This is a genomic window from Mesorhizobium sp. M0340, assembly GCF_040321535.1.
GTDB lineage: Bacteria > Pseudomonadota > Alphaproteobacteria > Rhizobiales > Rhizobiaceae > Mesorhizobium.
In genome coordinates this window covers 1-21,647 of record NZ_JAMYRR010000045.1, presented here as the reverse complement: position 1 = coordinate 21,647, position 21,647 = coordinate 1, and the positions used below count along the sequence as shown (strand labels likewise).

Annotated in this window: 17 protein-coding genes and 2 pseudogenes; 9 read left to right on the top strand and 10 right to left on the bottom strand. The window is 59.4% G+C overall.

Annotated features, from left to right (window positions below; all coding sequences use genetic code 11):
• Together NKI79_RS31785 and istA are read right to left on the bottom strand one after the other, a co-directional pair.
• Nucleotides 1-442 (bottom strand): ATP-binding protein (locus NKI79_RS31785; protein WP_352807181.1); only part of this gene is annotated, 442 nt, incomplete at its 3' end.
• Between the two features lie 12 nt (nucleotides 443-454).
• Complete coding sequence (gene istA, locus NKI79_RS31780) at nucleotides 455-1,990, bottom strand: IS21 family transposase (protein WP_502909876.1); 1,536 nt, start codon at nucleotides 1,988-1,990, stop codon at nucleotides 455-457.
• Between istA and NKI79_RS31775 the strand changes: the two genes are divergently transcribed.
• Nucleotides 1,965-2,126, top strand: a complete 162-nt coding sequence (locus NKI79_RS31775; protein ID WP_189556919.1) for a hypothetical protein — start codon at nucleotides 1,965-1,967, stop codon at nucleotides 2,124-2,126. The two genes, istA and NKI79_RS31775, sit on opposite strands and share 26 nt — an antisense overlap.
• Before the next feature lie 447 nt (nucleotides 2,127-2,573).
• Here NKI79_RS31775 and NKI79_RS31770 read toward each other — a convergent pair whose 3' ends face one another.
• From NKI79_RS31770 to NKI79_RS31750, 5 genes are all read right to left on the bottom strand, one after another.
• Nucleotides 2,574-2,993 (bottom strand): DUF2267 domain-containing protein, encoded by a 420-nt coding sequence (locus NKI79_RS31770; RefSeq protein ID WP_352807177.1) that lies wholly within the window; start codon nucleotides 2,991-2,993, stop codon nucleotides 2,574-2,576.
• Nucleotides 2,994-3,332: 339 nt separating this feature from the next.
• Nucleotides 3,333-4,262 carry a 2-oxoglutarate and iron-dependent oxygenase domain-containing protein gene (locus NKI79_RS31765; RefSeq protein ID WP_352807175.1) on the bottom strand — a complete coding sequence of 310 codons (930 nt, stop codon included), beginning with the start codon at nucleotides 4,260-4,262 and terminating at the stop codon, nucleotides 3,333-3,335.
• Nucleotides 4,263-4,977: 715 nt separating this feature from the next.
• Nucleotides 4,978-5,226 (bottom strand): hypothetical protein, encoded by a 249-nt coding sequence (locus NKI79_RS31760; protein ID WP_352807172.1) that lies wholly within the window; start codon nucleotides 5,224-5,226, stop codon nucleotides 4,978-4,980.
• A gap of 273 nt (nucleotides 5,227-5,499) precedes the next feature.
• Nucleotides 5,500-7,176 carry a GMC family oxidoreductase gene (locus NKI79_RS31755; protein WP_352807170.1) on the bottom strand — a complete coding sequence of 559 codons (1,677 nt, stop codon included), beginning with the start codon at nucleotides 7,174-7,176 and terminating at the stop codon, nucleotides 5,500-5,502.
• A gap of 759 nt (nucleotides 7,177-7,935) precedes the next feature.
• Nucleotides 7,936-8,646 (bottom strand): hypothetical protein, encoded by a 711-nt coding sequence (locus NKI79_RS31750; protein WP_352807167.1) that lies wholly within the window; start codon nucleotides 8,644-8,646, stop codon nucleotides 7,936-7,938.
• A 600-nt stretch (nucleotides 8,647-9,246) separates the two neighbouring features.
• Here NKI79_RS31750 and NKI79_RS31745 point away from each other — a divergent pair.
• From NKI79_RS31745 to ehuA, 8 genes and pseudogenes are all read left to right on the top strand, one after another.
• Complete coding sequence (locus NKI79_RS31745; protein ID WP_352807164.1) at nucleotides 9,247-9,660, top strand: SET domain-containing protein-lysine N-methyltransferase; 414 nt, start codon at nucleotides 9,247-9,249, stop codon at nucleotides 9,658-9,660.
• A gap of 210 nt (nucleotides 9,661-9,870) precedes the next feature.
• Nucleotides 9,871-11,358, top strand: coding sequence for an aldehyde dehydrogenase family protein (locus NKI79_RS31740; RefSeq protein ID WP_352807161.1), 1,488 nt, complete (start codon nucleotides 9,871-9,873; stop codon nucleotides 11,356-11,358).
• Nucleotides 11,359-11,608: 250 nt separating this feature from the next.
• Entirely contained in the window at nucleotides 11,609-12,769 is a 1,161-nt protein-coding gene (locus tag NKI79_RS31735; RefSeq protein WP_352807158.1) for a M24 family metallopeptidase, read from the top strand.
• A gap of 457 nt (nucleotides 12,770-13,226) precedes the next feature.
• Entirely contained in the window at nucleotides 13,227-13,799 is a 573-nt protein-coding gene (locus tag NKI79_RS31730; protein WP_352807155.1) for a transporter substrate-binding domain-containing protein, read from the top strand.
• Entirely contained in the window at nucleotides 13,774-13,962 is a 189-nt protein-coding gene (locus tag NKI79_RS31725) for a hypothetical protein (protein WP_352807152.1), read from the top strand. The genes NKI79_RS31730 and NKI79_RS31725 overlap by 26 nt, the downstream gene beginning before the upstream one ends.
• Nucleotides 13,963-14,097: 135 nt before the next feature.
• On the top strand, nucleotides 14,098-14,760 hold the full coding sequence (gene ehuC, locus NKI79_RS31720) for an ectoine/hydroxyectoine ABC transporter permease subunit EhuC (RefSeq protein ID WP_352807183.1): 663 nt from the start codon (nucleotides 14,098-14,100) through the stop codon (nucleotides 14,758-14,760).
• Complete coding sequence (locus NKI79_RS31715) at nucleotides 14,757-15,359, top strand: ABC transporter permease subunit (protein WP_352807149.1); 603 nt, start codon at nucleotides 14,757-14,759, stop codon at nucleotides 15,357-15,359. Before ehuC ends, NKI79_RS31715 begins: the two co-directional genes overlap by 4 nt.
• Nucleotides 15,360-15,462: 103 nt before the next feature.
• Nucleotides 15,463-16,239, top strand: a pseudogene (ehuA, locus tag NKI79_RS31710) (ectoine/hydroxyectoine ABC transporter ATP-binding protein EhuA).
• Nucleotides 16,240-16,359: 120 nt separating this feature from the next.
• Here ehuA and NKI79_RS31705 read toward each other — a convergent pair.
• From NKI79_RS31705 to NKI79_RS31695, 3 genes and pseudogenes are all read right to left on the bottom strand, one after another.
• Nucleotides 16,360-17,699: pseudogene (locus tag NKI79_RS31705) on the bottom strand (IS5 family transposase).
• A gap of 488 nt (nucleotides 17,700-18,187) precedes the next feature.
• Nucleotides 18,188-19,396: an IS91 family transposase gene (locus NKI79_RS31700; RefSeq protein WP_352807146.1), complete on the bottom strand. Its 1,209-nt coding sequence runs from the start codon at nucleotides 19,394-19,396 to the stop codon at nucleotides 18,188-18,190.
• 155 nt (nucleotides 19,397-19,551) lie between these two features.
• The gene (locus NKI79_RS31695) at nucleotides 19,552-21,600 is read right to left on the bottom strand and encodes a recombinase family protein (RefSeq protein WP_352807143.1); all 2,049 of its coding nucleotides are present in this window, start codon (nucleotides 21,598-21,600) and stop codon (nucleotides 19,552-19,554) included.
• Nucleotides 21,601-21,647 lie beyond the last annotated feature (47 nt).

The window sequence follows — 21,647 nt, the reverse complement described above, 5'->3', positions numbered from 1 at the left end:
CGCCTCTCGCGAGGGCAAGTGCTGCAAACAGCCTGGGAACGCGGTGATAGGCGACGGAGAAGTCTTCGCGGCAGGCCTTGTGGCCGAGAGCGCAGGCCAGCCAGCTCTTGCCCACGCCCGCCGGCCCGGTGATGAGAAGACTGTGATGCTTGCGGATCCAGTCGCAGCCGGCGAGCGCCATGAACAGATTGCGGTCAAGACCGCGTGCGGCACGAAAGTCGGCATTCTCGATCTGTGCGTCATGACGAAGCTTTGCAGCCCTGGCGCGGGCTTCGAAACGCTTCTGGCGTCGCATGGTCGCCTCGCGCTCGAGCAGCATAGCAAGCCATTCGCCGTGCTCGAGGCCGCGCGCTTCGGGCTGTGCGTCGAGTTCTAGGAAAGCGGTTGCCATGCCGTAAAGGCCGAGTTCGCGCAGCATGTCGATGGTGGGATTGATCAGCATGGGTGTATCTCCTCAATGAAAGTAATCAGGGCCACGCAGATTGGCGGGATCGACGATGGCGGTTGGTTCGGTGGACTGCCTTGCGGCCTTGTGATTGGCGATGAACGAGGCGATGCTCTTGCAGTTCAGCCCACCGATCTCGACAGCGCGGGCTGACACGGCTTCGGCGCGATCGCGTGTGACATCGCGAAACAGGCGCAGAACACCCAGGCATGTTCGAAAGCCTTGTTCAGGATGTGGGCGGCTGGCGAGGATTGCGACAACCAAGGCTTCCGTCTCGGGGCCGACGGATGCGGCCCAGCGACGGAAGCGATCTGGCGTCCACTCGGCATATCGCCGGTGGGAGCTGGGCATATGATCCGGATCAGTTCCATGACGAGGGCCGCCATAACGGCGCTGATGGACGGCAATGCGCTTGCCGCGGTGAAAGATCTCGATGGTGCGTGCCGTTGCTCTCAGATCGACTTGCTGGCGAATGAGGTTGTGCGGCACGGAATAAAAGAAGGTCTTGAACTCGACGTGGTAATCCGTCGAGACGCGGGCCAAACGCCATTCGGCAAACTCGTAATCCTCCAGTGGAAGACTGGCCAAAGCCGGGCGCTCGACACTCTCGAACAGCTGCCGGCGACTGACGCCCAGCCGGCGCATGACGTGATCATTGATGCGATCGAGTGCCTGGCGAATGGCGGCATTGGCCTCGGCCAGCGAGAAGAAGGTCTGATTGCGCATCCGCCCCAGAATGCATGATTGGGCGAAGCGGACGCCGTTCTCGACTTTGGATTTGTCCTTCGGCCGTCGCGGCCGTGCCGGCAGGACACCGACACCATAGTGGGATGCCATCATGCCGTAGCTGCGGTTGATCTCGGGATCGTAGAAGCTGGCGCGGCTGACGCCAGACTTCAAATTGTCGGGAACGACCAACCGGGGAACGCCTCCGAAGAAACGAAACATCCGAACATGCGAGCCGATCCAGTCGGGAAGTGTTTGTGTCCATGTTGCTTCAGCATAGGTGAAGCTGGATGCGCCGAGCACTGCCACGAAGATCTCTGCCTCGCGGATCTCACCGGTCTTGTGATCAACAATCGGGATCTTCTTGCCGGAATAGTCGACGAAGACCTTGTCGCCGGCCGCATGCTCCTGGCGCATCGTCGGCGAAAGCCGCTGCTCGAAACTGCGAAAGAGTTCGCAGAAGCGACTGTAGCCATATCCTTCGGGATGCGACCCACGATACCCCTCCCAGAGGATGAGCAAGGTGACACCGGGCTTCTTGAGCTCGACGGCAAGGTCGGCCCAGTTTGGTTCTGTGCGTCTTCTCGTGCCCTGTTTGACGCCGTTGCGAGTGAAGAGTTTGTCCTCGAGCGCATCGTCGGTCAGTTCGCCCGGCAAGGGCCAACTCAATCCAACCGCCGCTGCGCGCTGCAGATTATCCTGCACCGTACTGCGCGCTATTCCCAACACGACGGCAATCTCGCGGGAGCTCGTCCCGCTTCCGGCAAGCCGCAGCATTTGTCGTAACTGTCTCATGGTCAGCCTTCTCTTTGCCGGCATCAAAATCTCCCCGTTCATCGCGGGGCATTTGATGCCAAAGTTGCTGACCCAGGAGGTAATGTTCAGTGCCGAAAACTGGCCGACTTTCGATTGGAATGGTGGCCGGCTTCAAATCGGAATGGTGGCCGGTCTTTGATCGGAATGGCGGCCGGCTTCACGTCGGAATCGGCAGCGGGGAGCAAGGTGCCTCGTCCTGCGTAAGGTCGAGCGAGATGCCAACATTACGCGTGGACGGCGGCACCGGCTGAAACGCGGTCTCACCTATTTCCGGCGACCTCGGTCGCTTCCTGCGTCGCGAGGGCAAGAGTTTCAAAAAGACCGTTCTGCCGGCCGAGCAGCTCAGGCAAGCTGATGCGCGGGCGTGCGTGGTTGCGCTACCAAACTCGCATTGACCCACAGGCTGATGTGGGATGCCATCCGTGCCAGGACCGAGCCTCGCAATGATCAAGTCCGACATCAACTGCATATGGTCCCGAAGGCCGGCCCATTATGATTTCGGAAGCATCAATTCGTTTCCTGGTCCAAAGGCTGCCCCAGCCGGTGGCTTCGTGGGTGCGCTCCTGAGCAAACGTCTTATGTCATGTCAGACTGGCCAAAGGTCACGAAGCACTCTTGGAGTGCCGGCCTTCGCCTCTTCGATCTCTGCTGCAGACAGACGGGCCGCCAATTGGCCGAGGACCGAGCGGGCAACCTCTTCCGGATCCACCGCCGGGTCACGATGAACGCCGTCGTGGATCCGGTCGAGAAACGAATTTCGATTTCTGGCCGTGGCGCGGCGGCGGGGATGCCAGCCCTGGTAGTAAAAGCCGCGGAGTAAGGCTGGTAACTGTGCGCCCATGTAAACGGCCTCGTCGGGATTCAGGCAGTCGCGCAGGGCATGCAGCGTTGCAATCAGGGCTTGGTAGACTTGTTCGCGATCATGCCAGCGAAGTCTCCACATCAGATCGCTGATCCAATTCTGGGTTGATTGTAAAGCCTTGTTGAGATCATGGCTCACGTACATGAGCATTCTCCCGTCGTTGAAGGAGAACATATAGCCGCAGCGTTCCCGAATAAACTCGCGCGGGCGCGCCGCAGCGGCAGATGAGAAATCGCTCCAATTTCCAGATCCGAAATCATCGGCTTAGCGCGGCGGCAAAAGGGAGAGCCGTGGGCTGCAACTCTGAAAAGGTACACGCGTGGATCTCGTGCGGTCGCAATTCGAAAAATGTGACAGCATAAGCGGGTTTCATCCCGAGGCGCGTTGCAACCATGGCTCGCCCGCGGGAGTTTCTTCGAGCGGATAAGGCCAAGGTGCGCCGCGTCGTCACCATAGTTTGCGCACGCTTGAGAAGACCGGACATTACTGCAACTCTCGCGCCCTTCCGGCGCCATTCCCGGCTTCGACCGATTCGAAGTTGCGCAGCATCATTTCTGCGACCCTGAACTGGTGCCGCCCTTGGTGCGAAGTCAGATGAGCGTCGATGTCGGGATAGATAAAGAAGGGAAGCGAAATTCGGTCACTCACACCACTGTGCGCGACCTGATGCGGCGTACTCTTGAAGCGGTCGTCGCTCAGGGCCTGAAGCATGTCGCCCAAATTGACTACGAGACTGTCGGGCAGGCTCGGCACTGGCATCCAGCGCTCGCGGAACCACACCTGCAAAGAGCGCGTGGGGAGTTCCTCCTGCAGCACCAGGGTGAAGAAGCCACCGTCGGTGTGCTTGGCGCACGTGCCGCCGCGAGCTGGATACCGGATCACGCGTTGGCCGAGCGTCGGCGGGCTGAAATGGCGTGGAAACCAGCCCTCTTCCATACCGATCAGGTCGGCAAGCGCGGTCCCGAGCTGCGGGACAACCCCGTCGAGCACAGTAGTCTGCAAAGCAAGCAGGCTTCGCGCGAAACCAGGAGCCAAGGCGTCGTCCGGAAAGCGCGTGCTTCCGGCAAATGGCCGCCGGTCGCCTTCGCTGTCGATTCCGAGGTCGAACACTTCCTTTGGATCGGGGCCGGCCTCGGGATGTAGTATTTCACCACGCAACCGACTGTATCCACGGGCGATCGTGGGATACATGCCTTGAGCAGCGTGACCGTAGCGTTCCTTGATGGACTGGGGCAACGCGAAGAACCGCCGGGAAGCCTCGATGGCTTGTGTGATCTGCTCCTTCGGGATCCCGTGCTCGACAAGATAGAAGAACCCAAACTCCTCGCAGGCCATTTGCAGGCGCTGGCGCTCTTCGCGTCGCGTTGCATTGACTGCCAGTTTCGCTAATGAAATTTGCGGTAGCGTGGTCATATTTGCTGCTCCGTTGGTGTACTTTGCCCCATGGGCTTCTCGAAAACTTAACAGTCCGCATTCCTCGCGCGTATGTATGCGGTCGCTCAGAAGTGTGCCGGCTTGGGGTACCCGCTCCTGCAGACGGCACCTATCGCCATCAAAGGATGTGGGCTCTACATACGATGACAGTTCCCTGGGCGCAGGTCGCGCGAGGCAGCCAGCGCGTTAAGGTGTGAAGACGCCGCAGCAGATTGGGTGTCTTACTTCAATCTCGAGTACTCCGCGAGGCACCCATTAAACTCATAACGCGAGTTGTCGCACCTTTTAGCCGTCTTATGTACTTGCTTTTAGGGTTATATAAGAATGAACCTCCGTTATTCATATTAATTTCCGCCGATCCTAAAAATAGCATGTCTCATTGGCAATACATAGTATGGTTATAAATCGTGAATCTATTGCGACGTTCTCGTTAAGTATTGTGTCATTTTTTCGCGCCGGTTTGACCGAGCGACTGGCTCCGTGAGCGGGTAAGCGGCTTCATCGAAACGACACACAGAGCTGGAGCCCGTTTTCCCCTGTACGGCCAGCGAGGGCCTACCGCGGTAAAGGGCAGCAGTCGCGCCCGTCGGGCGCGCTTGCTGACGGGGGCTTCGACGCCATCGAGATCTCGGCGCTCAGGCACGCCACGCCGTAGATGACGAGACGGCGGAGTGGAAGAGCAGCGCCTGCGTGCCTATCGGCAGAGCGACCAACACGCCACGCGTGCGCTTGCCGCGCCATCGGCAAGCATCTGGCTAGCCGCACTTTGGTCTGGCGCAAGGCCAAAGGCCAACAAGGATGCCAGGAAGGCCCGCTCGCTGGCGTAGGAGCCAATTGAAAGCGTGATCATCAAGGGCACGATGGCTTGCGTCAGGCTCGACCGCAACGCGACCGTGATCGCTGTGATGATGGTCATTGACGCGCGGCCGGCCAGAAGATCCAACTTTGCGTCGAGGACATGACCGGCGGGACGACCGCGGCCTAGCGGATCATCGTCGATGATCCCGAGCCGGTGAGTCTCCGGCGAACCGCCGCCATACTGTTCTGAGCCTTGATGGCCTCTAGCCAACGCCCGATGCGACAGTCCACAGCTGGCAGACGCTGCCTATCGATCCTCCGCACCCGTCAGTTGACCTCGCCGGATGAAGCATAACTTCAACCTTCCGCAGGCTGGTCCGCCGAATTCCAACACTTACGCTACGCTCCGATATCTCCATCAGCCCTCATTCAATATTGCGTCAGATATCTTTTCGGCGACCATGATTGTAGGGATGTTCGTATTTGCGCGGGGGGCGAACGGCATCACCGATGCATCGGCGACTCTTAAGCCTGATACCCGGTGAACGCGCCCTGATGGATCCGTAACACTGGTTGGGTCCAGCGCAGGTCCCATCTTGCAGGTTGAAGTGGGGTGGAAATTCCCAAAAACATTCTGACGTATAAAGCCGTCGAGAAGCTCGTCGCTATCAAGGAGGTCTGAGATGGCACGACCATCAGTCATTGCAAACCTAATGAGGCTTCGGCGTAACCGCGCTGAAGAATCCATGAGCGCCGCTACAACGGTAGTGAGCCCGTAATTTAAGCGATTGTATTTACTGATTCGCTTTGCTCGCCCAGTCCAAGTAGAAGGAAATGGGTCGAGCGCGACAGCTGCCAGCGCATTATGCTCAAACAGCCGTGTTACGAACCGAAACGCCTCCTTCAGCCGCTCGGCATCACGTTTGTCGCTTAACATATTGAAATTCACCTCAGGTTCAGTCGCATGAGACGAGTCCTTGAGCGAAACCGTTCCGGTTGAATAAGTGCGGTTAACCCAAAAATAGAGAGTTCCAAGCCGTTTGCCGACCGGATGCCACGCAGACTTTGCGAGGGCTGAAATGGCCATATCCGTTGACGAGCAACCCTCGTAGCCTGATGAGTAGCGAGCATGCATCTGAATGTAGCCTGTCGCGTTGGGCGCCATGCGATCCTCTGGTCTCAAGTAGGCTGAGATGGCGACCCCGGGGTGCTCTTGAAGATTTTTCCCCACGCCATTCACATCTGCGACAACTGGAATGCCGAGGTTTAGTAGCTGCTCAGCAGGGCCGATTCCGGACCGCATCAGCAACGCAGGGGAATGAATTGCTCCGGCACATATGACGACAGTTGACGCGCTGTAGGAGCGTCGGCCAGTTTCACTTCCGGTCTCGACGCCCGATATTTGACGCCCTGAGAAGGTTAGCCGCTCGACCGTGGTCTCGGGCAAAATCGTCAGGTTGGGCCGAGCGCGAACACTCTCCGACAAATAAGCCATGGCAGTTGAGACGCGATGGCCGTTGCGGTTCGTCAATGGAACAACTGAGTGACCATCGCGAAACTCGCCGTTAAAATCAGGCAGGAATGGTATGTCTCTATCTTTATAAGCGTTTGATACAGCGCGAATAAACCCAGACCATTCCGCTTTACTCGCGCGCCTAATAGGAAGCGGACCGTCATTGCCGTGAAAATGGTTGCTAAAATCTAGATCGCACTCAAGCCGTCGGAAGTATGGAAGGACATTTTCCCAAGCCCAGCCCGTTACACCGCTCGATGCCCATTCATCATAGTCCGCAGGGGCGCCCCGGTTTGCTACTTGAGCATTTATGCTAGACCCTCCACCCATGACCCGGGCTTGCTCATAGTGTACGCGACTGCTGACACCCTGCACTGTGCTCGCGGTGAGTGACGGCCACTGATAGCGCGGATTGGAGTAAGCCCGCGTGGGATTGGAATCGAGGATATCATCAGGGATGGCTTGTGGGGTAAAGTCAGGACCAGCCTCGATGAGCAGGACGCTGCTTCCATTGGCCGATAGCCTGTTCGCGATAACGCATCCTGAAGAGCCGCCGCCGACGACTATGTAATCGAAAGCCAAGCCAATCTTCCCTTGCATATGTGTGCCCCGACACGGGCAGCAGGTGCCATAGGTACGTTTAGCAAAGTGCCTCTTTAGAGCCCGGACTTGAGACGGTCTTGCCGAGCGTCCGCTGCAAGTTGCCTACCTCTTCCTCCATGCCCCGTGAAGCGAAGGTGCCCTAAGCCGGCATCGCCATGACCCACGCGCGCTGATCGCGGTCGAATTGGACTGGGACCGAAGGCGGCCAATCGCGACGTCCGCTTGGCCTCGAAGGATTTCGTCGTAGCGCTGAAGGCGCGCGGTCTCAGAGGAATAGAAATAGTCGTGTCCGACGACCCTGGCGGCCGCGCCGCGACGATCCGCAGGGTGTCCCGGAAGTGGCATGGCAACGCTGCTACTTGCAAATTCTTAGGAGGGCGCTCGATTATGTGCATCGCAAGCACGGCAAAAATGCTTGTATGATCTGCGCCTCTTGGTGCCGACCGCCGTCGGCGACGGCGATCGAAAGGCCGGCCCTGAAAACATCCAAACCAACCCTATGTTCTTCCATAACTTCGTCCTCCTGGCTTCAGGGTCCGCCAATTGAGCAACCTTGTTCCCACACCTTATGCAAACATAGAGCCAAATCACGGTTCGAAGATTGCCTGAACCGGTCCGCGGACGCCTTGCGTTCGTCATTACCCGGTAAAGGCGACGATAAAGCTTGACCTCTTTCGATCAGGGCTGCCTACAGCTGCAAGTCAGCTCGCCTCGCTCCGATCGCACGTGAAAGAGCCATCAGGAGAGGCCCGGCGCTTGCGGCTTAGCTGCTGTCCCTTTGATGAGCCGGGATAATTCGCCTCGCGTTAGCCAAATAAGCCAATCATCCTCTTTGATCCCTCGGTCAGGTAAACACAAGACGGCCCCGTGTGGTTGTCGGTGGAGATAACCATACTGATCAGCGACACCCTTCTCAATTGACCAAGTATGGACAAGGGCATAGATAAAATCGGGTCTCCATTTTGCCCACGCTAGCCCAAATGCAATTCCGGCAAATGTTCTAGGTAAACCCTTCCCCCTAAAATCCTCTCGGAGCCAAATATCGCCGTGATAAGCTACTAACCGAGCTATGTTTTGAGCGGCGGGCGCGCGGCAAATACAGGACGGCCTTGAGCCGGAGAGGCTCTCTGGATTCGAATAGAACGCTTTTAATGACTCGAGATGTTCGGCCAAGTTGGTGGTGATCAAGTCCACCCGAAGAGCCTGAACATGCGCTACTTTTCCCGACTGATCTTCTCCTATAATCCAAAAGGCACGGCCTGCGTCAAGCCGCGAACAATCCGGCCTGAAGCTCGGATCGGTCTGTGGCTTGCCGACAATCTTTGCCGTGATCTCGATATATTCGTCGAAGTTCTCACCCATTTTGAACAGGAGGCCAAGTCTACGGGCTGCTTCATCAAGTAAACCTACATGTCTTGATACATCTAGCAGTGTTGTATACTCATTCATCGGCAGTGGCTTGCCTTATTGTTACAGCGAATCTCCCGCGCATAAGAGGTCATAGGACGAGTTCGTCCCGCGGCCTCGCCGAACATCAGCGACACGGTGATCAACTCGGTTCGCCGAAGGCTAAGTTTTTCGAGGTGTCCATCGGGAGGTACGCGACAGAAACAATCGGCGTTAATATTAATACGTCCTACGCGGCAAAAGCACCCACGCGTTTAGGTAGGCATCACGAGGCGGAGGACACGCTATCTTCGCTGGAGACAATGGCGTGGCAGAGGTTCCTATGATGAAAAGTTTGGGCATTAATCCGGCAGAAGACGCACTGCTGATCCCAGTGATCAGTTGGCATTAGCGCAGGCGAGGCACCGTTGTCGGGAACCGCGTGGGCGGGAGCAGGGGCGATACTCGGAACAGATCGATGGCCGTTCCGCCAAGATGACCTCACGTCAAGATCGGCGATCCTCGCAGGCCGGGATCTACGCTGGCCGTTGACTTCTCTGAAGCAGCATACTGCTAAAGCCCGACCGAAAGCTCAATGGTGGCCTCGCCAGTGCGAACGCGCACACAGGAAACGTTAATGCTCAGCATAAGAGGAGACCAGCGATGGTCGACAAGATCTTCGATCGAAGTAACGCAGTATATGTAAAACGTGTTCCCGGCAAGGGTCGTGGCTTGTTTGCAAATATTCCATTCACGGCCGGAGATGTTATTGATCGAGCCCCAACTTGGGGATTTGATCAAGAGGCAGAATATATGTTCAGGCGCACGGGATTATTGCAATACTACTTTGTTCGCGATGACCATAGTAGCAGCGATCTGGCTGGTTACGTTGTATTTGGTTTTATATCTATAGTGAATCACTCGTTTAATCCGAATGCAGAAACAATTTGGACTGACGGGGACGCCGGCGCGTGGGCTACTATTATTGCAACAAAGGACATAATGGTTGGCGAGGAAATAACGCATCGCTATAAAAATTTATCAGATTATCCTGCGGCGATCAAGTTCATCGAATGAGTTAAAAGTTGATGTCCAGCGATATAGAGTCGTTTGACCGTCTGAAACGAGCAGATGAGGGGCGGCATGTCTGGCGAAGGCTCTCTGGTGAAGGGGCCACCGTTGTCGGTCATGACGCGGCTCACGGTTAAGCCGAGGCCTTTGCAATTTGTGCAAGACAGAGACGCCAGCCGCGGTGCGGGTTGATGAGATTTCCGGAAAGGACTGGGAATGGCTACTACAGAGGTGATCAAGAATTACATAGATGGGGAATGGCGGGATTCTTGGTCCGGCAAACGGATCGAGGTGGATGACCCATCGAATGCGCAGACGATTGCCGTGGTAGCAGAAGCAGGGCCCGAGGATGTCGAGCTTGCCGTCGCTGCCGCTCATCGCGTTTTCCGCGACCGCGTGTTGATAGACATCCATCCCTATGAGCGTGGACGCATGCTGTTTCGCGTTGCGGACGCACTTGAAGCGCGCGAGGACAAGGTTGGGACTGTTAACTGCATTGAGACGGGGAAAGCGTTGAACTTCGCCCATGAGGAAGTCCGGACCGCCATCAGATACCTGAGGTACTACGGTGGCTTGGCCGACAAGATTGAAGGTCGCTCGATCCCGCGCGGGGCCAACCTAGTCGACTACACTCTCCGAAGTCCGTACGGCGTGTCCGCACAGATCGTTCCTTGGAATGGGCCGCTAGAACTAACGGCCCGTTCGCTGGCATGCGCCATCGCAACCGGCAACTCTGTGGTGGTCAAGTCGCCAGAGCTGGCACCCTTGTCCGGAATCGAAATCGCACGTGCCTGCGAGACCGCAGGAATGCCTGCCGGAGCAGTCAACGTGCTCACTGGTTACGGCCAAACGGCAGGTCAAGCGCTGATCGAGCATCCCGATGTTCGACACATCGTCTTCACGGGCTCGATGGCTATCGGACGAACGGTTCTCAAGGCCGCGTCGGAGCGCATCGTACCCTGCATCATGGAGTTGGGGGGCAAGTCAGCGGCGGTTGTGTATTCCGATGCCGATCTCGATGACGTTGTCGAAGCGGTGCGCATCGGTACCTTTGTAAATGCCGGCCAGAATTGCAATAACCTCACACGTCTGCTTGTGGAACGTCCTATTGCAGACGAACTGCTAGAGAGAGTGAAGGTATGCGTCGAAGGACTGTCGGTTGGTCCGGGGCGCGACAACTGCGACATCACTCCGATGATATCCCAAAAGCAGCGGCAGGGAGCCGAGCGAGCCTGCCAGATGGCCCTCTCGCAGGGAGCGCGCCTCGTGACTGGCGGAACTGCACTTTCCGAGCGGAGCGGCTATTTTATGGCGGCGACGGTTTTTGCCAATGTTGCGCGAGACAGCACTCTCTTCCAGAAAGAACTATTCGGTCCTGTTCTTGCTGTTACCGCGTTCGATGATACGGCAATGGGGGTCGATCTCGCGAACGATACCGATCAGGGCTTGGCTGCGGGTGTGTTCACTCGGGATATCGACCGAGCCCTTTGGGCGGCCGATCGCCTTTGGGCTGGGCAAGTGTACGTGAATGGATGGTACGTCGGGGGCGTAGAAACACCGTTCGGGGGAGTAAGGCAGTCCGGCTATGGTCGGGAGAAGGGTCAGGAAGCATTGGACGGCTACGTTCAGACGAGAAACGTTGGCATCCGGATCTCGCAACCAACATCCGGTTCAGGCATAACCACGCATACGAGCGCAGTATGAATATAACCGAACAGGTCATTACTATTGGTGCATCCGGACGTCTTGCGGCGGAGATTTGGTTGCTGCCGAGGTGTGGAGTTTACACAGGGCAGCCACCCGAAAGCGCTGATCTAGCGCCTGACCAACCGGCACAGCATTGTTTCGCTATAACCTTCAAAAGCGTTGAGAATCGGCATTGTGAAAATCGTAACAAGCTGGCAGGCACTTCTCCCTGGCCGAACCACAACGAGACACATCCGAGGAGTTTCTTATGCTAGGTCCGCAGGTATTCCCCCGATCGGAATATCTGCGCAGACTCGCTGCCGTGAAAGTGAAGATGGTCGAGTGTGATATTGCTGCGCTAGTTATCACAGACAACGCGCACATTACTTACCTCACGGGGTCCGTCGCTCACTCTTATGACACGCGCGCGGTCATCGTCCTGGCGTCGCGGGAGGAGCCGGTCTTCATTCTCCGCTGGATGGACGTTGCCGCGGCCGTGCAGGAGACCTTCATGAAACGCGACAGCATCATAGGCTACTCGGAAGAGTTGATGGGCGATCCGGACAAGAACGGTTACGATGCGGTGATCGATTTCCTTTTCGACCAGGGACTTGGGGAGAGCGCCATTGGGTTGGAGTTGTGCAATTTGACGGCTGACTCGGCCGCAAAATTCAAGGGCCGGTTGTCGCAGGGACGCATCAACGACTTCTCGGACGTGGTAACCCGAATCCGCACGCTCAAGTCGGATCTTGAGATTGCTGTAATGCGTGAGGCAGCCGCGATCTCCGACGCCGGAGTGCTCAAAGCCGCGGAAGTTATGCGCCCCGGCATGCGGGAGGCAGATGCGATCGCCGAAATTGTCGGGACACTCGCCCGCGGAGCGAACGGCAAACCCGGGACTTGGATCGCAACACCCTACTTCTGCGCCACGTCCCGAATTGGGAATCCGCATACCACCTGGAGCGAAGATACCCTCCGGAAAGGCTCACAAGTCAATCTCGAGATCGCCGGTGTCCGGCATGACTACCACGCTCCGATCTGCCGGACTTACATCCTCGGCAAACCGTCCGATCGCCTGCTGCGTATTCATGAAGCACAGCTCGCCGGCCTAGAGGCGGGCCTGAATGTAATCCGTGCCGGTGCCGCCAGCGGCGAAGTAGCGAAAGTGATTCACAGCACGACCGAGAAGCACGGATTCACGAAGCGGTCGCGCGCCGGATACTCCATCGGTATCAACTGGATGGAAAAGACGACCAGCCTTAAGCTGAGCGATCCGACGGTTCTCCAGCCGAATATGACCTTCCACTTGCATCTCGGTTCCTGGGTTGAGGAAGATTTCGGCTACGTGCTTAGCGAGAGCATTCGCGTCACCGAATCCGGCGTCGAGGTTCTCACAAAGGCGCCGCGGCAACTTTTCATGTTGGGCTGAATCCGCAAAGAGATGTCGATCGCGATTTGATAGTGTGGACGGCCTTTGGCTTGGCGCGTCCGCGAGATTCAGTTGATCATCATGGGGTGAGGTATTTCCCTCCAGCAGCAACTCGTCGGATAGAGCCGCAGATGCCACCGAAAATGCCGATTTCCTGCGCTGATATAGCAAAATTGCTACGCAGTTTATGCTGCTATTTTCATAACGGGTACTGAGACGGTCGAAATCAAGCTGGGCTCAGTCGAAGGTCGGAGGGACGTATAGAGGCGCAATTTTGAACCGACCAGCGAACCGCCGCACCGTAACTCATGCCTATAATATGAACTTCGTCTTACGGTGTGTTTTGGTGGGACCAACGGCGAAACAGGAACGGAGGAATTTCAGGATGTTTAAGTGGCAGCACGTTAAATGCACGAAGGATCCTCTGAAACGTACAGTTCTGAGGGGATTAATAGCCGTGGCAATTGCCTCGACGGCCGATTTAGCTTCGGCGCAGGCGCTGCTCGAGAAGATCAAGAACGGAGAGACGATCCGGCTTGGCTTCTCCAACGAGCCTCCCTTCGCCAATCCGGGCGAAAATCACGAGCCGCTCGGCTGGGTCAATGCAATGACGCTGGATATCCTCAAGAAACTGGGCACCACCAAGGTCGAGCCGGTCGTGACCGAATGGGGCTCGCTCATTCCTGGCCTGCAAGCCGGTCGCTTCGACATCATCAACGGCGGCATGTTCATGTTTCCGGAGCGCTGCCGCGATGTGCTGTTCACCGAACCCTTCGGCAGGGCCGCCGATGGTTTGCTCGTGCCGAAGGGCAGCCCGGAAGGGCTTCGCTCCTTCGACGATATACGTGACAAGGGCCTGACGCTGGTTACAGGTGCCGGCTACGACACGGTCAAGAACGCGCGCAATGTCGGCATCGCCGACGACAAGATCATGCAGGTCGCCGGAACGGCGGAGATCGTGCAGGCTGTGAAGGTCGGTCGCGCCGCCGCTGGCGCCGCTAACTATGCAGATATTTGCCCACGGGGATGAAAGCGTCGAGCTAGCCGCTCAGTTCACCCCGCCCATCGTCGGCTATCCCGCAATCGCATTCCCGCTCAATGAGCGGGCCACAGTCGACGCCTTCAACAAGGTATTGGAGGACTATATCGGCTCAGACGAGATGATGAACGGTTGGCAAATACGGCTACTCTAAAATTCACCTACCGGACGGCACCAAGACCGCCGATCTGTGCAATGAATAAGGCCCGGCGTCAGCCGTCTTCCATAAACCTGGATGAGCCTCCCCGATCGTAGCCGGGGAGGCGCAGTGGGACAAGGGCATGAATGAATTCGCGCTCGGCTTCAACGTGGCATCGCTCGCCAACGGCGTCCTGACCACCCTTATCATAACCATCGGCGCATCTCTGGTGGCGATCGTGCTCGGGCTGATCGTCGGTGGATCCGGGTTTCGCCCCTTTGGCCGCTGCGCTGGTTCGCCGTTGCCTATATCGAATTCTTCCGCGGAACCTCGCTGCTGGTGCAACTCTACTTGTGGTTCTTTGTGCTGCCGATCTTCGGCGTCGCCCTTTCGGCCTGTACCGTCGCCATCTTCGGCATCGGCATGAACTTCTCCGGCTACGGTGCCGAGTTGGTGCGCGCCGCCATCCAAGCCGTCGACCGCAGCCAGTATGAAGCGAGCATCGCGCTGAACTTCCGGCGGCTCACCATGATGCGCCGCATCTTGTTGCCGCAGGCGATCCGAGCCATGCTGCCACCCTGGGGCAACCTTCTGATCGAACTGCTTAAGGCGACCTCGCTTATCTTCTTCATCACCATTACCGAGTTCACCACCGCCTCCAAGCTGGCAGCCGACGCCACCGGCAACTATCTGCTGTTCTTCGCGGTGGCGCTGTTGGGATATTACGTCATCGCGCGCGCCCTAATCACGCCATCCGTGCGCTGGCTGGAGCGCCGCCTCTCGAGTGGCTTCGTCCGGGAGGCGCTGGCATGAACATATGGGACTGGTCCTATGTCTGGGAGGTGTTGCCGTATCTCTATCGCAGCGCGATCGTCACTGTTCAGGCCGCGCTTCTCGGCCTCGCGATCGCGCTGGTGCTGGGCCTGGTCTTCGCTCTGATCCGCCAGTCGCCGAATCGCTACATGTCTATAGCCATGGCGGAGATCGTGGAGTTCATCCGCTCCACGCCTCTACTGCTGCAGATGTTCTTCGTCTATTTCGTCGGACCGCAATTCGGCATCGTCATCCCCGCCTGGACGGCCAGCATCGGCGTGCTCGGCATCCACTATGCCGCTTATTGCTACGAGGTATATCGTGCTGGCATCCTGGCGGTGGAAGAAGGCCAGTGGGAGGTCTGCACAGCGCTCAACCTATCGCGGGTACGAACCTGGCGCGTCATCATCCTGCCGATTTTGGCGGCCGTCGCGATTTTAGAGATGCTGCAGCAGGCGAAGAATTTCGGTGCCAACAACTACCGCTACACGGAGGCGATCATCATGGTCGGCTTCTTCTTTCTCGTATTCAGCTTGGCCGCTTCCGCGGTCGTGCAGGCGGTGAGCTTCTGGCTCAACCGCCCTTACCATCTGCAGTAGGAGGTCCGCATGAGCGAACCCAAGGTCCGCTCGAGACGCCGCAAAACGCTATGGGACGCTAACCGTGCTGGACAATCACGACATCAGGTAGAACGAGAAAGTCATGAACGAACCCATGATCCGCTTCGAGAACGTCACAAAACGCTATGGGGCCCTGACCGTGCTGGACGAGCTCAATCTGGACATCGCCCGCAATGAGAAGGTTTGCATCATCGGCCCTTAGGGCTCTGGCAAGACTACCGTGCTGCGCATGCTGATGACGCTGGAGCGTCTCACTGAAGGCGTCATCTGGGTAGACGGCGAAGCGCTCACTCACGAGCAGAAGAACGGCGAGCTGCGGCCGGCCAGCGACCGTCATCTCAGGCGCGTGCGCGGCAAGATCGGCATCGTCTTTCAGCACTTCAATCTCTTTCCGCACATGACAGCGTTGCAGAACTGCATGGAGGCGCCGGTCTCGGTCCTTGGGCTCTCTAACCAGGAGGCGGAGGCGCGCGCCGCCGAACTGCTGGATATGGTGGGGCTCTGCGATAAGAAAAACCACTTCCCGATCCAGCTTTCCGGCGGACAGAAGCAGCGCGTGGCAATCGCCCGTGCGCTCGCCATGCGGCCCAAGGTGATACTGTTCGACGAGGTGACATCGGCGCTCGACCCGGAGCTCATCGGAGAGGTGCTCAACGTCATCCGCAAGCTCGGCGCCGAGCATGACCTCACCACGCTGATGGTCACGCACCAGATGGGCTTTGCCAAGGAGTTCTCCGATCGTATCTGCTTCTTTTACGGCGGCAAGGTTGTCGAACAAGGCCCCCCTGACCAGTTCTTCGGCTATCCCCAGAATGAACGGACGCGGCAATTCCTCAGTGCCGTGTTGGAGGCGAAGTAAGTACATAGCGCCGTCGCGCTTTTACCAACCGCGGGGGAGTCGCCCGTGAAGAAAGCCATTTCGGCACCGGCGTTGAAGGCGAGCCCCGTTTCTGAGACTATTCCGGTTGAGCTGCGGAGGTCAGGGTGATCGTGGCTGGACCCGTGACGCTGGCGCGGTTGCAAGCAGCGCCAGGAAGAAGGCAAACAAAAGCCTCAGCCAGTTGAGCAAGAGGCTGAAGTTGTAGCCGACGGCGAGCATGGCGTTGTTGGCGTCGCCTTCGGTGAAGGCCAGGAAGCTGCGGCCCATGCGGTGGTCCTGCTTGAGATGGCCGATGACTGGTTCGACGGCGGCCCGGCGTCGCAGTGCCCGCTTGATGGCCTTGGTGAGGCCGCGCCTGTAGCCGGCGACATGGACCTTGAACATCTTGTCCTTCGGCGCGTTGTGGCCGACAGCCGGCATCGGCGACGATCTTGCCGAGATTGGCGCCGATGGCGGCGGGAATGACGGTGGCCAGCGTGTGGCCGTCATAGGGATTGCCGGGCAGCGCCTTCATGGGCGACGAACTGGCCGCCGCGGCTGCGCTGCAGCGTGGTGGCGACCGAGACCTTGACGCCGAACTCATAAGGTTTGTGGGGTCTTACCCTCGCCGATGCATTCCACCTCGGGAGCGTGCAGGGAATAGACCTTGCGGCCGCGCTCGCGCTGCCGCTGGTCCCTGACGCGCCGGGGAAGCGACAGCGGCAGGGCGAGGACCTGGGTCAGTTCGGGTTGCCCGGCGAGCTTGCGGGTAATTTACGGATCACCGCGCCGAGCATGGTGCGCAGCCGTTCGAGCGCCCCGGTTGGCACGCTTGAACTGCTTGGCATGGGCATAACGCTGATGCTTCATCAGCGCGAACTTGCCGACCCGCGCATATGACTGGCGCAGGCCGATGCCGTGTTTTTTGGCCAGCGTCACCAGCCGCTCGGGGGCCCGGTGCATCAGCTTGGCGTCGGTCGGGAAGGTGATGGCCTTCTCCTGCACGGTGGTGTCGACGATCACCGCACGGAAGTCGGCCGGTTTGGCCGCCCCCAGCCGCGTCGCTGCCGCAAGGCTCTCCTGGAGCAAGGCCATCGGCCGCTCCTCGCCCATGCGCAGACGCCAGCGCGTCAGCGAGCTGCGGTCGACGGGCAGGCGGTGCTGGAAGAACTCCTCGCCGGGAACAGCTGGTAATAGGGGTTCTCAAGCCAGCGCTCGCACAGCGCCTCGTCGGACAGGTTGTGCATCGACTTGAGGATGGCCAGGCCCGCCACCAACCGGGTCGGCAGCGGCGGCCAGCCGGGATCGTCGTCATAGACCGCGCCAAGCCGTTGTTCGAGGAAGCGCCAGTCGATCGACCGGGCCAGTTTCACCAGCGCATGGTCCATATTGAGGATCTGGTCGAGCCGGGATCGCAACAGGTCGGTCTGTCCGCTTTCGCGCCGTTCCTTCGGCCGCATCGCTCGCTGCCTCGCAGCTTCGCCACAACAGTTGAATCACGCGTACGGGCACGCAATTTGCCGGAAATCGCCGCTCAAAGCCACGATCTTCGGCAAAGTCAAATGCAAAACTGGAGCAGAATCCTAAATTGAATCTGGAGGGTTCTGTGTGGTCGCGGGCGCGATGGTACGGGCTCGCACGAGTCGCGACTACATTGAAGCCTGATTGAACTGAACCGCGGGATGGTGGGCGGAGCTATGGGGATTTAGGGTGCGACAGTGTGTCCGAGGCGCCGGAGCGGGCTCGCCGATCGCTGTTGAGCGGTCGCCCGTTGTCGCGATGCAGGACCATCTGCGACGCGAGAGACGGCGCCATTGGGTCGTTGACGCTGAGGTGCAGCGTTGCTGGCGACAGCGGGCTGCGACTTTGACTAGCAGCGCGCAAAGGCCCGGCGGCGACTGTAGCAGACGCCGGGATGGCCGGTGCGAGCGTGTCAGTGCGCAGCGTGTCATGAGGTGTCTGGCCAGATCGGGGCCTTGCGCGGGATCGGGCCGAGCGTGGCCATGGCGCCGCCGCAGCCCGGACAGATGTCCAGGGAGGGTCCTGTGAGACAGCGGTAACGCTGGCGATAGTCGGCGGTCGCGTCCGGCGGCGGCGGCGTGGGCGCTGCCAGAAGAAGACGGCACTGGGCGGGTTTGGCGACGCGGTGGCCGTTGGCGAGGAGGCCGTAATGGCGGATGCGATGGAACCCGTCTGGAAGAGCGTGCAGCAGGAAGCGCCGGATGAACTCGTCGGCGCTTAAGGTCATGAGCTTGTGCTTGGACTTGTCGTGATGGCGATAGTCCTTCCAGCGGAAGCTGACCTTGCCCTGGTCCAGGCTCACGAGGCGGCTGTTGGCGATGGCGACGCGATGGGTGTAGCGGCCCAGATAGGCGAGAACCTGTTCGGGGCCGCCGAACGGAGCCTTGGCGTAGACGACCCATTCGATCCGCTTCAGTCCAGCCAGTTGGGCGCAGAAGGTGGCAGGGTCGGCCAGGCTGGCGAGATCGCTGAAGAAGCGAAGCTGGCCAGCGTCGAAGGCGTCCTGCAGGCGCTTCAGGAATAGCCGCCTGAACAGGCGCGACAGAACCCGTACGGGCAGGAAAAATCCCTGCCGGCAGGCGATCCATCGCTGGTCCCCGGCCTTCGCCGTGGCAGGCTCGAGCGACAGGCCGCCGCCCGGCACGACGCAGTGGACATGCGGATGATGGTGGAGATTTTGACCCCAAGTATGAAGCACGGCGACCACGCCGATCTCGGCGCCCAGATGCCTGGGATCGGCCGCCGCCACCCTCAAGGCTTCGGATGCGGCCTTGAACAGGATCGCATAGACCGCCGCCTTGTTCTGGAAGGCGATCTCAGCGATCTGGGCGGGAACGGTGAAGACCACGTGGAAGTATGGGACCGGCAGCAGCTCAGCCTGCCGCTCGGCCAGCCACTGGGCGCGGGCTAGGCCTTGGCATTTAGGGCAGTGGCGGTTGCGGCAGGAGTTATAGGCTTGCCGCACGAGGCCGCAGTCGGTGCACTGTTCGGCGTGACCGCCTAGGGCCGCGGTCCGGCACGCCTCCACCGCGGCCATGACCCGGCGCTCGACACGCCCGAGATGGCCGGCATGGTCGCGGCGATAATCAGCCCCGTGACGGTGGAATACATCCGCCACTTCCAGATCCGGGCGCATGGCGCGCGGCTCAGCCGGGCGGCGTGATCTCCATGCGGAGTTGGTCAAAAGGACTGGCAGTCCGGCCGATCACAGCTGAGACCTGGGCGTATAGTGTCGTCGTCGCCAGGCTGCGATGGCCTAGTAGCCACGAGTCATAATGCTCACTTTCTATGTCATTGAAAATCAAAGCGCTGTTGGGCGGGATCGGCTGTTAGCGGACGCCGCGGGGCATTCTGCATGCGATAGGCGGCGATATCCGCCGCCTTGAACGCCCAGGGCGCGCCATAACACATTTGCCGCCCTTTGATGATGCCGAGCCGGGCCATGCGCAGCGCCGTCATCACGCTCACATCCATGATTTGCGCGGCAGCTTCAAGAGTAATCTCGCCCCGCTCAGCCCATTCGCTCGCGCGGTGGACGGCAATGTCGTAATGGCTGCGGAACGAACAGACCCGCGCTTGGGTCCAGCCATTGCCTCGCCCTGTCGGCTTACCGGCGCGATTGAGGAGCCGCGCGATCTGGCGGTCGGGCATCAGGCGCGCCAGCTCGCGGACCAGCGTCAAAGTATCGTCGGGAACTGTCCAGCGGTGCTTGCCGGCGGCGTTCATCTTCAGCTTCAACTCCGTGTGGTCCCCTCCCTGCCAATGCAGGACCATCTCGATGATGCCACCTTCGATGCGGACGACGATCTCGCTCAAGGCTGCGCGAACGATCCTCTTGCGCGTCGCAGGTGTTGCTGCCGGGTGTGACCAGGCGAGATCCAGATCGGCGCCGAGCCGCATCAGGTGGTCTCGTTCCTTCTCTCCCAGCGAAGATGGTCTTCTCGCCTCGAGTGCGGCAATCTCGCCTTCGATCTGGTGCACGGCTTCAAGCGCCTTGTTCCAGCGGCGCTCCAGCTCGCCGGCTACCAGACGATTGGCAGGGTCGACAGCATCGTATTGCTGACGCGCATGGGCTGCCTCGTAACGCGCCCGCTGCAGTGCCAGCTCAAGCTGCCTTTGTGCGGCTGACGTCTCGCTCGCTTGAGCCTCCAGGGCCTTGGTTGCGGCGTCGATACCGAGCGGCTTCAAGGCGTCAAGAACTGCGGCGCCGACAGCCTGATCGACGTGCAAGCCGCCAAACGAGATGCACCGCTTGGTGCCATGATTGACGAGCGCACCCTCGCAGTGATAGCGCCCCGCCCTGCCGCCATAGGCGACATACATCTTGCGGCCGCGACCGCAACGCAGAAGCCCCGCGAGAAGCAATCCCCCGCGCCGTATCGCTCCTCTGGCGGTGGCGCTGCCTTTGCCGGTCGCGTTATTGGCAATCACCTGTTGGTTCCGCTCGAACTCGCTCCACATAATGTAGCCTTCGTGCTGGTCCTTGAGCAGGACGTCCCATTCCGTCTGAGGACGCCGCAGCCCGCGCCGCACGCGCTTGCGGCCCTCCTCAATGATGACCTTGCTTGTCGTGCGCCCGAAAGCATAGGCGCCCGCATAGACGGGGTTGGTCAGAACGTTGTGCACAGTATTGTAGAGCGGCAGCTTCCAGGCGATGAGGCGCCCCTCTAAATCATGCGACTTAACGGGCAAAGCGATGCCTTCGTCTCTGAGCCAGACATGGACCTGCCGCACGCTCTGCAGCTCGGCGAACTTCGCGAACACCAGCCTCAATGCATCCTGCACGCGCTGGTCCGGGTCCTTTTCGATCCGCTCGCGGCCGGTCTTCACATAGCCGGCGGCGACACCGAGGAACAGCGCGCCCCGGCGCGCCTTCTGCTTCAGCGCCTCCTGCGAGCGCTGACGGAACAGTGACAACTCGAGCTCGCTCATCGTGCCTTTCATGCCAAGCAACAGCCGATCATTGGGATGCCGAGGATCGTAGATTCCGTCCTCGTCGACGATGACGGTCCCGACCAATCCACAGAACTCGATCAGCGTATGCCAGTCGCGGCCGTTGCGCGCCAACCGAGAGGCCTCAATCGCGAACACGGCGCCCGCATGCCCTTCGCAGATCGCCCCCAGGAGCCGCTCGAAACCCGGTCGATTGATGCCGCCGCCCGAGCGGCCGAGATCATCGTCGATGACCTCGATCGTGGCCCAGCCGAACTGCCGAGCGCGATCGGCGAGCCCGTATTGCCGGCGCCGGCTCTCCTGATTGTGCATAAGCTGATCGGCCGTCGACTGACGGATATAGACGAAGGCGCTGCGCGCAAGATGCTCAGCCGTGATCTTGGTCATTTGCGATCTCCCCGTTTGCCAGTGCCATCGCGATCTCGCGCAGCAGG